At 44.0% G+C, this 14369-nt stretch carries 10 protein-coding genes; 3 read left to right on the plus strand and 7 right to left on the minus strand.

The features are described from left to right. Nucleotides 1-14: 14 nt before the first annotated feature. Both JMX96_RS00620 and leuA read right to left on the minus strand, forming a co-directional pair. Nucleotides 15-650 carry a hypothetical protein gene (locus JMX96_RS00620; protein ID WP_201566612.1) on the minus strand — a complete coding sequence of 212 codons (636 nt, stop codon included), beginning with the start codon at nucleotides 648-650 and terminating at the stop codon, nucleotides 15-17. Between the two features lie 216 nt (nucleotides 651-866). After that, nucleotides 867-2651 (minus strand): 2-isopropylmalate synthase, encoded by a 1785-nt coding sequence (leuA, locus tag JMX96_RS00625; RefSeq protein WP_201566614.1) that lies wholly within the window; start codon nucleotides 2649-2651, stop codon nucleotides 867-869. A gap of 221 nt (nucleotides 2652-2872) precedes the next feature. On the opposite strand from leuA, the gene JMX96_RS00630 reads away from it, so the two are divergent. Next, nucleotides 2873-3361, plus strand: coding sequence for an Lrp/AsnC family transcriptional regulator (locus tag JMX96_RS00630; RefSeq protein ID WP_201566616.1), 489 nt, complete (start codon nucleotides 2873-2875; stop codon nucleotides 3359-3361). A gap of 5 nt (nucleotides 3362-3366) precedes the next feature. Here JMX96_RS00630 and JMX96_RS00635 read toward each other — a convergent pair whose 3' ends face one another. The 5 genes from JMX96_RS00635 to JMX96_RS00655 all read right to left on the minus strand — a co-directional run bounded on the left by JMX96_RS00635 (nucleotide 3367) and on the right by JMX96_RS00655 (nucleotide 9952). Continuing rightward, nucleotides 3367-4623: a YbfB/YjiJ family MFS transporter gene (locus tag JMX96_RS00635; protein ID WP_201566618.1), complete on the minus strand. Its 1257-nt coding sequence runs from the start codon at nucleotides 4621-4623 to the stop codon at nucleotides 3367-3369. 126 nt (nucleotides 4624-4749) lie between these two features. Then, a complete protein-coding gene (locus JMX96_RS00640; protein WP_201566620.1) occupies nucleotides 4750-6093 on the minus strand; it encodes an ABC1 kinase family protein in 1344 nt (447 codons plus the stop codon). A 170-nt stretch (nucleotides 6094-6263) separates the two neighbouring features. Further along, entirely contained in the window at nucleotides 6264-7067 is an 804-nt protein-coding gene (locus JMX96_RS00645) for a HesA/MoeB/ThiF family protein (protein ID WP_201567219.1), read from the minus strand. A gap of 45 nt (nucleotides 7068-7112) precedes the next feature. Continuing rightward, nucleotides 7113-7985 carry a peptide chain release factor N(5)-glutamine methyltransferase gene (prmC, locus tag JMX96_RS00650; protein ID WP_201566622.1) on the minus strand — a complete coding sequence of 291 codons (873 nt, stop codon included), beginning with the start codon at nucleotides 7983-7985 and terminating at the stop codon, nucleotides 7113-7115. Nucleotides 7986-8035: 50 nt separating this feature from the next. Then, nucleotides 8036-9952: an AmpG family muropeptide MFS transporter gene (locus JMX96_RS00655; protein WP_201566624.1), complete on the minus strand. Its 1917-nt coding sequence runs from the start codon at nucleotides 9950-9952 to the stop codon at nucleotides 8036-8038. Between the two features lie 783 nt (nucleotides 9953-10735). Between JMX96_RS00655 and katG the strand changes: the two genes are divergently transcribed. After that, complete coding sequence (gene katG / locus JMX96_RS00660; RefSeq protein ID WP_201567221.1) at nucleotides 10736-12919, plus strand: catalase/peroxidase HPI; 2184 nt, start codon at nucleotides 10736-10738, stop codon at nucleotides 12917-12919. A gap of 365 nt (nucleotides 12920-13284) precedes the next feature. Then, complete coding sequence (locus JMX96_RS00665) at nucleotides 13285-14214, plus strand: LysR substrate-binding domain-containing protein (protein ID WP_057759664.1); 930 nt, start codon at nucleotides 13285-13287, stop codon at nucleotides 14212-14214. Nucleotides 14215-14369 lie beyond the last annotated feature (155 nt).

Here is a 14369-nt window from a genome sequence, read left to right on the forward strand (position 1 = left end):
ACGAGCATATCTAATTATGGCAACACTCTATTGAAGTTCATAAAGCACTCGTTACCATCAGGGTCAGCGCACCATTGCATCTGATTACCATCATGATTAATAAATGCAATCAACGCTTCATCAGTCTGGTCGATCTGATTGCCTGAGCAATCTACTTCATTATTATCATAAACAGTCTTGATCGCAATAACTGGCAGCCCTTCTTCACGGTGGGTGACTAGATAGCGTCCGTATGTCCACTCTTTGCCACTGACAGACCACATTTCATTATCCGCACTAAAGTTATATAGCTCACGGCACTGGTCAGACTGACCAACTGACGCAAGTAAGTTCTTACTAGTAGTTGGTTGAATATTTAGAACCCGCTCTTCACTTTGAGTCAGTACGCCGCCGTCCATGCCCGTAATCACCTTAGGCTCTACACTGCTAGGCTGTCGCGCACTATTTGATACTGACTGGTTAGCTTCCGCTTCCTTGGTCATCATAGCCTGAGTAAAATGAGCGCTGCTGTCCAAGTCTATTTCCCACTGTCCAGCAATGGCTGGACTAATATGAGTGGTAATGGTCGGCTTGGTAATAGCCTCACCGTTCGCAGGCAACGAAGCCAAAATAGATGCCAGTGTAAATGATGCAAATGAAATAGGTTCCATAATTAACCTTTTAATTATAATATTTTAATATATACATTAGCGTAAGTCTTAGACACCAAAAACACAAGTAACATTATGCTATTGCTCATAAACCTATAGTTGGAATTTCATAGGTATTTATAGCAAAAAATAACGCCATTGCTTTACTTGCTAGAGACAAGAAGCAATGGCGTTATTAGCATACAGAATTCTGCGTAATACAATGACTACTTAATATTAAGCAGCTTCTGTATTTAGCGCTTGAGCAAAAGCTGATAACGCCCCTTTTAGCATGGCTGATACTGTACTGCTGCAAGTACCGATACCTGAATACACTTCGCCATCAACATTTAACTGAATGTAAGCGGCAGCATTGGCATTGGTTTTGTTATCACTATTGGTATCATCATCGATACCATTACCGCTGTTATGATGCGGGTTAATCGCATGCTCTGCATAGTTAATAATATGTAGTGATTTGCCCGTATGCTGCGCAAGTCCGTCAATAAACGATGACAATGGGCCGTTACCCGTGCCATCAATATCGATGGTGTCGCTATTCATTTGTACTTGACCACTAAAGTAAACCGCACCGCCTTTATTGTTGACGCTATAGTCTAGCAGCTCAAATTTGCCCTGCTGCAAGTAAGTATCTTCAAAGGTCTGCAAGATTTCATCATTCTGCAATTCTCGTGCAGCCGCTTCAGCTTGCTTTTGTACCACACGGCTAAAGTCAATTTGCATCCAACGTGGTAGGTTAAAACCGTAGTTACGCTGCAAGATATATGCGACGCCGCCTTTGCCTGACTGGCTATTGATACGTACCACATCTTGGTAGCTACGCCCAATATGCGCAGGATCGATAGGTAGATAAGCCACGTCCCAGACGTTGTCTGTTTCGCTCTGATTGCTTTCATTGTAATCGAGAGATTTTTTGATAGCATCTTGATGTGAGCCACTAAATGCCGTAAAGACCAACTCGCCTACATAAGGATGACGTGGGTGCAATGGTAAGTTATTGCATTCGCTCACCACCTGTACGATTTCACTCATATTGCTAAAATCAAGCTCAGGATCGATACCTTGGCTAAACAAGTTCATGGCCATGACCATGATATCCATGTTACCTGTACGCTCACCGTTACCAAGCAATGTGCCTTCGATACGATCCGCACCTGCAAGCACACCCAATTCAGCTGCCGCTACCGCACAGCCACGGTCATTATGGGTATGCAAGCTCACAATCACGTGCTCACGCTGCGCTAAATTTCGGCAGAAGTACTCTACTTGATCAGCAAAGACATTGGGCATAGAAGCCTCAACCGTCGCTGGCAAGTTAAAAATAACTTCCTGACCCTGCTGTGGTTGCCACACGTCACATACTGCATCGCAAACCTCTACGGCATATTCAGTTTCTGTCTGGCTAAAGCTCTCTGGCGAGTACTGAAACACCCAATCTGTCTCAGGGTACTTTGCTGCATATTCTTGTAATAGCTTGGCACCTGCAATCGCAATCTCTTTGATTTCGGCTTCATCTTTGCCATAGACTTTTTCGCGTTGTACACGGCTGGTCGAGTTATAAACATGGACAACCGCACGTTTAGCACCTTTTAATGATTCAAAAGTACGGGCAATCAAATGCTCGCGGGCTTGTACCAATACTTGTAACGTTACATCTTCAGGTACGTGGTTTTCTTCGATAAGCTTACGCGCAAAGTCAAACTCTACCTGCGCCGCTGACGGGAAACCAATCTCAATCTCTTTAAAGCCAACGTCTACTAAGGTCTTAAAGAAGCGCATTTTTTGTTCAATGGTCATCGGATCAATCAGTGCTTGGTTACCATCACGCAGATCCACACTTGCCCATATCGGTGACTTCTCAATTGTTTTGCTTGGCCAAGTACGATCTGGCAGCGATGGCGCAAATGCAAATGGACGGTATTTACGGAAGTCAAAAGCGGCACTTTTTGGTGTGATCTTTGCAGTCCCTGTGGCTGCAGTGTGCGTGGCTTGGTCAGACATAATCAATCCTTAGATGATATGGTTATTTATATATTTAGCTAGGCGATTAGCTGTTGATTAGATCAGTATTTATCATACGAGATAACTAGTGTTCATACCATAATAATATCAAAGTTTAACAGAGAGAAACCTGCTTTCTTTTACTTTATTTTCTGTTATTTTAGTGGAAAAACACAATTTAGACATTATAATCGAATAAATTCACTATTAAGGCTTGAGAAATGCCAGACAATTATATTGATAGTACAGGGACAGCAGATATAGACGAGATAGATAGACAGTTGCTACGCTTATTGCAAACGCAGGCGCGTATAAGCATTACTGAACTCGCTGAACGCGTCAACCTGTCTGCCACCCCTTGTGCACGTCGTATAAAGCGCTTAGAAGATGCGAACATAATCACTGGCTACCACACCAAAACCGATGCACAAAAACTTGGCTATCCGCTAGCCGTGTTTATCGCTATTAGTATGGATCGACATACAGCAGAACGTTTCGAGCAGTTTGAACGCAAAGTTCAAAGCTTTGAGGAAGTCATTAGCTGTAGTATTGTCACAGGACGCACCGAAGACTATCTGATTAAGGTCAGAGTACGTGATATGACACATTACGAAGAGTTTTTATTGCATCGCCTCAATCGTATCGAAGGCGTAGCCCAAGTTCATACCAGTTTTGAACTACGAGAAGTATTTAGCCGTAGCGTAGTTTAGACGATCTAAGCGGTCGTTGGTGACTGTCGACGAAACCATACCAATAGTACAAATCCGATCATTAATCCAATAGCAGCGACAAGTAAGCCTGCATTGAAATTACCATCCTGCCCTGCCAGCGCTACCGTGACCAAAGGCCCCAAAAACTGCCCTAACGCATAAGCCAACGTTGCCAAAGCAATCAGTAAATTAGAATAGGCAGGATTGATGTTTTTAAATAAAGTCAGTGTCATCGATACCATACCGACAAAGGTCAATCCTAAAATTGCAGCATTGCCATACAATCCAAGCGCCCCATCAAACCATATCGGCAAGCACATCCCAAATGCTTGCAATACCGTCAGCCCCATTAAGGTTTTTATCTCACCGATACGTTTGGCAAGCGCGCCCCATAGGGGGTTTGACAACATCGCAAAAATACCAACAACCAACCAAATCATGAGTCCAGCATACATCTGTGTTGTTAGACGTTGTGCTGCCATGACGGGCAAAAAAGTTGCTGAGCTAATATAACCAAACCCTGCCAGTACGTAGCTGACAAAAAGTAAAGCAAGCGATTTATGGTGCCCAGAGATGGCTTCATATAAGGAGCGTTTAAAGTTTAAATAGGCCTGATGCATTGATACGTGTTGTTTGGCATCAATCTGCTGCGAATCAACAGTCTCTACCTGTCTCGGTTTTACTGCATAAAGTAGCCACACAAGCGGTAAACTGGTGACGCCTGCGACTAGCCAAATTACATCGAAGTGATAGCCTAATTTTAATAGCCACCACGTTACAATGGCAGAGGCGCTGATGCCGACACCAATACCTGCATAGTGGACTGCTGATAATACAGAACGGCGCTCAGGGCTAAGGGTTTGAATGACAAACGATGAGCTTAGAATCATCGCCACGCCACTTGCAATACCTGCAATTAAGCGGATGATATACCATAGTGTGAGCGACATATTTGGTATGACGAGTAACATCGTGGTAACAACACTTATAATCGCCCAAAGTGTCATCGCCTGCCATGTCGAGCGCTGAGGCACAAACATAGCAATAAGAGCGCCAATAAAGTAACCGATATAATTGATTGATGCCAGCCAGCCTGCAATCGTCGTTGATAGCGACAATTGCACCATAATATCAGGTAAGGTGGCGGTAAACAGAAAGCGTCCATAACCCATGACGACTGCCATGCAGTACATACCGATACAGGCAATGGCAGCTTCGTTGGTAATCGTCGGAACCATACGGCTTTTAAAAGCAGTCATCATGACAGAGCCATTTTTGCGGCAATTAGCACACAATCCTTTGTGTTAGACAGTCAAAAGCAGTAATAAATAAACGCAGAAATAGAGAAGCTATCAGATGTATTAGGCCAGCATAAAGTACTAGAAAAACTATGACACATCTAACGTTGTCGTCTCTACCGTATCCTGCCCTAGCATCTGTACCCGCTGGTCGCTAAACATATCCATATCTGGAGCTAGCGTACGCATAAACCGATCAAAATACAACATCTGTTTGGTCAATAGAGCAAAGTCGCGTGGGAAATGGATGCCATGACGTTTACCAACCTCAACAATCTCAAGCATCATTTTATTAAGCTCATCGGCTTGCTCTTTACTATTGAAAGGAACACCGCTGGTAAAGGTTTTATCTTCTGCCATGATGGTTGTCATCATACGCTGTAAGTCATTCCCCAGTGCAGCCACATCGACTTTATTGCCACCATGCGTCATCTCCATATCAATCATATGGCGAGCCATGGCTTGATAGTCACTGTCTTGCATGGCTTGCATCATGCCCATGCACGCACGCCAGCTCTCAGCTTTGAGCTTACCGACAATACCAAAATCCAAAAATCCAATACGACCATCAGTCAATAGCATCAAATTACCAGCGTGTAAATCCGCATGGAAACTATTGCATAACATGAGACTGGCAAACCATGTGTTTAAGGTGTCTGCCATGACTTGGGCAGGATCTGCACAGTACTGACGCATGAGTGACTCATCGACCATAGAGACGCCATATAGACGGCTCATCGTTAGTACACGCTTAGTAGTCAGCTCTTCATAGACAGTTGGTGCAACGACACGAGTATTTCCTGATACCGCCAAGAACTGTTGAAAATCGCGGATATTCTGTGCTTCAGCGATAAAGTCAGTCTCGGCAAGCATACGCAGACGAATCTCATCGATAATCGGCGCGATACTTGCAAATTTCATCGATGGCATCAGGATCTCAAGTAGCTTAGTTACACCATGCAATACACCCAAGTCGGTCTGCATGATGGTCTCGACGCCAGGCTTTTGTACCTTTAACACCACTTCATCGCCATTGTGCAACCGTGCTGCATGCACTTGAGCGATAGAAGCCGAGGCTAGCGGCTCTGAGTCAATATGTGCAAACGTATCATCAAGGGTCATGCCATCAGTCGCTAGTTCTTCTTTTAGCACTTGCTCAATATAAGCATAAGACAATGGCGTGGTTTGATCCAAACAGCTCTGGAAAGCCTTGACATAATCACGTGGAAACAATGACGGCGTACTGGCGATGAACTGACCGATTTTGATATAAGTCGTACCTAACTGCTCAAAGGTTTCTTTGAGTAGCATCGCGTCAGGTTTCTCACCTTTTGCCACTCTTAGCGCAGACAGACCTGCCACACTCGCTGTTTGGCGAACACGGTTCATGACATTAAAAGTATGCTTTAATAAATGCGGACGATGAATTTTCATAAAAAACAACTATGGTAATAAGAAGGAGGTTTGAAGATAGGCAATACAATATAAAGATGCGTTAAAATCAGATTACTCAGTTATAGTGGATTCAATATAATTTGGATACAAGGAAGGCGAGTGACAGTACTACAAGTCGTAGACTAAGCAAGCCTGACACCGTATCCAATTTATAGAGAGTTGACTATAGGACTGCTACAGACAGGACACTGCGGGTCTTTTCGATACCCCATCAGCCGCTGCTGCATCTGACTACCATCCCATATGAGCAGTTTGTTTGTCAGTGGATTTTTGGTTAATCCCAAGTATTGTAGTGCAGCATTGGCTTGCAGATTACCCATAACCGCAGTGGTACTGGCCAGCACTCCTGAATTGGCACACGTACGTTCGTCAGCGGCTTCGTCGAGCACTACGGAGCCGAACACGCAATGATAGCAACCAGTATCGAGCTGAGGTTCGAACAGTGCTAACTGCCCTTGCATCGCAATTGCCGATGCAGACAATAGAGGGATCTGGTAGCGTACACTAATACGATTGATGATGTCGCGCGTGGCAAAATTATCCGTACAGTCTAAGAGTAAGTCCGGCTTGCCTGCTGCCATATCGAGCAATTCATAGGCATTATCTTCATCTAACCGCGCCACTGTGCCACGAGTCTTTATCAAAGGATTGATGCGCTCTAACATGGCTGCTGCGGTCAATGCTTTGGGCTTACCGATATCGTCAGGCAAAAACAGCGTTTGCCGTTGTAAGTTGCTTGCCTCAATTTCATCATCATCGATCAGATGGACATGGCCTACTCCAGCACGTACCAATGTTTCAGAAGCAGGGCAGCCTAGGCCACCTGCGCCTATCATCACCACGCGTGCTGACTTGAGTCGTAGCTGAGCATCCATATCCCAACCGTCTAATAAAACTTGCCGAGCATAACGGAGCAGCTCGTCATCCGATAGCTGTACCAGCGCTTCTGCCATAATCATTCAAAGCCTATAATCAAATAAGTTTACTAAAAAGTCTGTCTACTGAGCTTGCCCTAGCGTGACGCGATCATTACCACCGTAGTCTTTTGCGGTATCTACTGACTCAAAATTACTATTCAAAAATAACTGTCGAACAGCATCACCTTGATCATATCCATGCTCGATAGCCAGTAGCCCACCTGTACGTAAATACTTTGTTGCTTGCTGGACGATATGCTCGATATCAGCTAAACCCTGATTGGGTGCACTCAAGGCGCTGATCGGTTCAGCTTTTAGATGGGCTAAATGCTCATCTGTCTCGTCAATATAAGGAGGGTTTGACACGATAATATCAAACTGCGGCTCATCGCAAATAGGTAGCGCTTGATACCAACTGCTTTGAACAAACTCAACATCAGCGACGTTATTGCTCACGGCATTATGCTGAGCCACTTTAAGCGCCTCTGACGACAAATCAACCGCCACGACTTGCCAATTAGCGTGCTTTAACTCATGAGCAAGACTGATAGCGATACAACCTGACCCTGTCCCCAAATCTAGTAATCGTTTATTACTGAGACATGTTGAATGGTCATTTATCCAGTTTAACACCTGCTCGACCAATACTTCGGTATCAGGCCTAGGAATCAAAGTATGCTCATTCACGTTAAAGCTCAGCGACCAAAACTCCTGCTGACCAGTCAGATAAGCAAGCGGTATGCCTTGCTGCATTTTCACCACACCATCGTTGAAAAGTGCAATCTCACTATCAGTTAGCTGATAATCTTCGTCAGTCATCAACGTTATCGCAGGCTTATCAATGACATGCAGCAACCAGTCCGTCAGCCAAAACGACGGTAGCTGATTATCAGTATCACCATTCGTTAGTTGTTGAATCTGCTGCTTGATTTGACGAATGGTCGATATGGTCATAGATAGCTCTTAAAAAACAGTGAATGTATAAAGGTAAAATACTCCTTAGCCTACTCTGATGCGCGTGGTGGCTCTTTGGTATCGGTCAGGTTAGGGTTGGTTTTGCTTAGTTTTTCACCTACCCCATTGCCACCGCTGCCATCATTATTGTCATCGCCATAAATATCATCGTTATCACCAATGACAATATGTCTATCGACAAAGTAAATCAGCGCCAGAATTGGAATACCGATAGCGAAGGTAAAGATAAAGAAAAACGGATAACCCATATTATCGACGATAGCACCAGAATAACCACCCATCACTTTTGGTATCAGCGTCATCAACGAGGAAAAAATCGCATACTGTACAGCAGTAAAGCGAATCGAGGTCAGTGCTGATAAGAAAGCGATAAATACAGCGCTCGCAAGGCCCGCAGCCAAGTTATCAAATATCACTGCCATATACATAATCGGCAGGCTGCCTGGGTTGTACGTCAATACCACAAACAACAGGTTGGTCGCACACGCCAAAATCGCGCCAATCATCATGGCATGCATGATACGGAAACGCTGAGCCAAAATCCCGCCCAAAAAACCGCCTGCAATTGCCATAATTACACCGACCAGTTTTACGGCATTGGCGATATCTGTTTTGCTAAAGCCCATGTCTTGATAAAAGACGTTGGAGATCACGCCTGCGACGATATCTGAGATACGGTATAGACCAATCAAGGCTAATAGCAGCAGGGCTTTTTTGCCATAACGTCGGAAAAAATCTAAAACAGGCTCGATCCATGTTGCCATGGCCACTTCTTTTTTCACCAGTCCTACTTGTACCAGGGCATAACCTGCTGCCATCGCCGCGCCTAGGCTTACTAATAAGTGCAAGGTTTCTACAAAGAAACTAGAAAAAGCGCCTTCAAACTCGGGTAAGACTTGCCCCATCAATATATAAGCAGCGATAAAGGCAATCACTGAAAATACAAACAACGCTACCAGTCTGACGTAGTCTTCACGAGTTTCAGCGACCAATGGGGCTTTGTTAATGATTTTTGGTTGATTGATAATAAAGTACAGCAATAATAATGGCGCGCACGCGACCAATGCTAAAAAGTAAAACTTAATCGCTGGCATTATTATTAGTGGTATCAAGGCCACTGTGCTATCAAATACTGTATTGATCAAAATATTAATCAGGTAAATAACACCAAACAGCAGACCTGGGATAAGCAGCAGCGCAGAATAAATCAGGAATACTTTTAAGTTACCCTTTTGCTTTTTACTTTGCAGGGTCTCAGCGGTTGGCTCATAACTGGCAAACGTCGTTAATACCCCTAATGTCATAACCCCTGCCATGATGTAATAGGTATTGCGCCACGCTTCATAACTATAAAATGTCTCATTTGAGCCGAAATAATCAGCCAAATATAACGCGCCTGCCCCTGCGACAATCATGCCGATACGGTAGCCTGACACATAGATAGAGGACAAGATAGACTGCATAGACGGCGGTGCAAGCTCAATACGGTACGCATCAATTACGATATCTTGCGTCGCAGAAGAGAACCCAAGCAACACGGCCGCGCCTGCCATATAAACCAAGACATCTTCGCTAACAGGATTTACCCTTGCCATCAAAAAGATCGCCAGCACGATAAGCAGCTGTGATACCACCATCCAACTACGACGACGCCCCAGCCACTTGGTCAAAAACGGCACAGGGAGCGCATCAATCAATGGCGCCCAAATAAATTTGAACGAATAACCCAATGCTGCCCAGCTGAACATAGTGACGACACTACGATCAATGCCTGCTTCTCTCAGCCATAGCGATAGACTTGAGAAAATCAGCAGAATAGGTATACCCGCTGAGAACCCCAAAAACAGCATAATAATGACACGAGGATCGAGATAAGCTTTTGTAGCCTCGCCCCATGACTTTTTGGCAATTGGTTGATTGGGTGGTACAGATTTGACAGCAGACATAATAACTCACCAACAATTCAGACAAAGAACACAACCGCGCACAATTTTTATCAATCTTTAGAATCAGTTATCGACAAAAGGATCGATAAAAATTGCTCTACGTTGCACCAATATTATCATTACAACAAAATCCAGTTATGGTACTTGAGAACCTTTATCTTGACTAGATGTTTTTGCATTAACTTAGCGATTGCAGGCCATGGGCAATCGCTTATATTTCTTAATAGTAACGCAAAAAACTGCAGTGTTTTACCAAGGTTATCTTAGCTCTCTTTTTTATTGCTAATTTCTGTTTTGAAAGATGTCTGACAATGACATTATTTATAGGTAATATAAAGGTAGTAGTAAAACTGACGCAGGCTTGATTGGTTAGGTGCACTCTATTGGTTTACTCTTAACTGGCGATGATAAGCACGGGCGTTAATGAAGATTGAGATAAACAAAACATCAAGCTTTTTATGATTAGTAATTTAAAACTTATAATTCTTATATATTAGTTTTATAAATCTACTCAGCTTAGTTATGCTTTGTACATAAACAACGACTACCGAGATTCACGGTTTGTTCTTTCTATTATCATAGCCTAGGAGTTATACCATGTCCGACTCAACCAATAACACCACCGACAAAAACACTGCCCCAGATGCTGCTCGTTGTCCTGTAGATCACGAAAGCAACAATAATACTGAATCAACCAATACCACTTATGACAAAGGCGATGGTCAAGGTCCAACGATCCATAGCGAAAACGTTGATAACACGCATGAGCCTGAGCGTCCGAGCATGGGTGGCTGCCCTGTTATGCATCAGGCACATACTACCACTGCATCTGCTGCGACGGATTGGTGGCCAAACGCACTGAACTTAGACATATTGCACCAGCAAGACAAAAAGACTGACCCAATGGGTGAAGACTTTGATTATGCTGAAGCTTTTAAACAGCTAGATCTAGAAGCGGTCAAAACTGACCTAAAAAATCTAATGACTGAGTCGCAAGAATGGTGGCCAGCGGATTGGGGTCACTATGGCGGCTTGATGATTCGCATGGCTTGGCATTCAGCTGGTACGTATCGCGGTGCTGATGGTCGCGGCGGCTCTAATACTGGTAACCAACGCTTTGCACCATTGAACAGCTGGCCTGACAACGTCAACCTTGACAAAGCCCGTCGTCTATTGTGGCCAATCAAGAAAAAATACGGCAATAAATTGTCTTGGGCAGATTTGATGATTTTGGCAGGTAACATGGCTTATGAATCTATGGGCTTTAAAACACTAGGATTTGCTGGCGGCCGAGCTGATATCTGGCATCCAGAAAAAGACATCTACTGGGGTTCTGAGCGCGAATGGTTAGCCGCTACCAAAAACCGTTATGACAGCGACGAAGACCGCGCCTCACTAGAAAACCCACTAGCAGCAGTACAAATGGGCTTGATTTATGTCAATCCTGAAGGTGTCGATGGTAACCCTGACCCACTAAAAACTGCTCAAGATATGCGTACTACTTTTGCTCGTATGTCAATGAACGATGAAGAGACGGTCGCTCTAACCGCTGGTGGACACACCGTTGGTAAATGTCACGGTAATGGTGATGCGACAATACTAGAAGATGAGCCAGAAGCCGCTGACGTTAAAGAGCAAGGTCTAGGCTGGCGCAATCCTAAAGGTCGTGGTAATGCAGGCGATACCGTTTCAAGTGGTATCGAAGGCGCATGGACCACCAACCCTACCCAGTGGGATCATGGTTACTTTGAGCTTCTATTGAACCATGAATGGGCATTGACCAAAAGTCCAGCGGGCGCATGGCAGTGGGAACCAACTGACATCAAAGAGGAAGATCGTCCGTTAGATGCTCATGATCCAAGTGTACGTCGTAACCCAATCATGACTGATGCAGATATGGCATTGAGCAAAGATCCTATCTATCGTGAGATTTCAGAGAAGTTCCATAACAACCCAGAGTACTTTGATAAAGTATTCGCTAGAGCGTGGTTCAAACTGACTCACCGCGATTTGGGACCGAAATCTCGTTACTTAGGTGCTGATGTACCGAGCGAAGACTTTGTATGGCAAGACCCTATTCCTACAGGTAATGCGGACTTGACTGCTGATGATATTGCAACGCTAAAATCGCAAATATTAAACAGTAACATTAGTCGTCGTGAGTTGATCATTACAGCATGGGACAGCGCTCGTACCTTCCGCGCTTCGGACTATCGCGGCGGTGCAAATGGTGCACGCATCCGTTTAGCCCCACAGAAAGATTGGACAGGCAATGAGCCAGAACAGCTACAACGTGTGCTTGAGACATTGACCAGTATTCAGTCTGGCTTTGATAAAGACGTTAGCTTAGCAGACCTCATTGTATTGGCTGGTAACGCCGCTATTGAACAAGCAGCAAACGATGCAGGCGTAGATATTACTGTACCGTTTAATCCAGGTCGCGGTGATGCTGACGCTGAAATGACTGACGCTGAATCTTTCGCTGATTTAGAGCCGCTACATGATGGCTATCGTAACTGGATTCAGGGTGACTATGCGGTATCACCAGAAGAGATGCTACTTGATCGCACGCAGCTAATGGGTCTAACTGCTCCTGAGATGGTTGTATTGCTTGGTGGTATGCGAGTGCTTGATACCAACCACGGTCAGAGCCAACATGGCGTCTTTACGGAACGTGCGGGCGTGCTTACCAATGACTTCTTTGTTAATTTAACGGACATGAACTACACATGGCATCCTGTAAGAGCAGCAGACAACACTGCCAATAGCTACGAAGTACGTGAGCGTGGTACAGGAAACGTCAAATGGCAAGCAAGCCGTGTAGATTTGGTATTTGGCTCTAACTCTATATTACGTGCTTATGCTGAGCTATATGCGCAAGATGATAACTTAGAGAAATTCGTTCGTGACTTCGTCCGCGCTTGGAACAAAGTTATGAATGCAGATCGCTTTGATATTGCAAAATAAACCAAGTTTGAAGTTAGTCAGTATCAACTAATTAACAGTAGTAAATAACTTTATAACTGACGAACAGCTATCTTTTAGAAGGTAGCTGTTTTTTTATGCTCAATCATGACCGTTCTTTATGAATTATTAGGTCAAGTTACCTCACTGAATAAAAAAGCATTCACTGGCTAAGCAGCGTTTACTGAACAAATAATTTTTAGCATTGCAAAATACAAGTTCTATATTCATAATTATCATAAATTGATAGCTATTTATTATATACAAGAATAATAGCTTTGTTTTACACTACTTTATTACTGTATGTTCAGACATTTTTACTTTCATATACAGACGAGGTTTGTATATTTATACAATAGGATTAAGTTATGGCAATCGACGTAGTGGTCAACCAACGGCATTTGCAGATTCAGCTCAAACAGCTAGAAACAGTATGGCATACGGTGATTAACGGTTATAACTTAAGCCAAGCGGCGACTGTGCTACATACCAGTCAATCAAGCTTATCAAAGCATATTGCTGCACTAGAAAATCAGTTAAAGACGGAAGTGTTTGTGCGTCAAGGCAAACGCCTGACAGGACTGACTACCATGGGCACAGCGCTCATGCCTCATATCGAGTCTATCTTTGCTGAAATTCGTACCATAGAAAACCTCAGTCTAGATTTTAATAATCCAAACATCGGTACGCTGACGATTGCCACCACTCACACACAAGCGCGTTATGTACTGCCGCAAGTGGTTAAAGAGTTTAAAGATCGTTTCCCTAAAGTGAATTTGATTTTGCAACAGGCAGATCCTGAGACCATCGCTCAGATGGTCATCCGTGGTCAAGCCGATATCGGTATCGCCACTGAGTCCCTGCTACATAACAACTATCTTAGATGCTATCGTTACTATGACTGGACGCATCGCGTGATCGTACCAAGTGATCACGAACTGGCTAGTCAAGAGTCTATTGACCTGCCCACGCTTGCCAGCTATCCGATTGTGACTTATCACGGTGGTTTCACAGGGCGCGGCGCGATTGACAAGACGTTTGATGAAGCAGGATTAGAGCCGGATATTGTATTAGCGGCACTTGATGCCGATGTGATCAGCACCTATGTCGGTCTGGGCCTAGGTATTGGTATCATCGCAGAAATGGCATTTGAGCCAAGTCATTATCAAAACCTGACGGCCATCCCCGTCGATCATTTTGGCCGCTTTACCAGCTGGATGGCGGTACGTGATGATGCAGAAATCCGTCAATATGGTCGCGCTTTCATGGAGCTATGTCAAAAGCAATTTGCAAATTAATGAGCATTTGTTAAATAAAGTATCTCAGACTTGCTCACCCTTACTAGACTGAGCTGTGGATGATAAAATAGATTCTAGAACGTTATTCAATGTTTCTTTTATATATTATTCACACTTGTATTGATATTTGGTCGAATAAAGTTGACTAAATATCA

Source organism: Psychrobacter sp. JCM 18900, from assembly GCF_904846625.1.
GTDB lineage: Bacteria > Pseudomonadota > Gammaproteobacteria > Pseudomonadales > Moraxellaceae > Psychrobacter.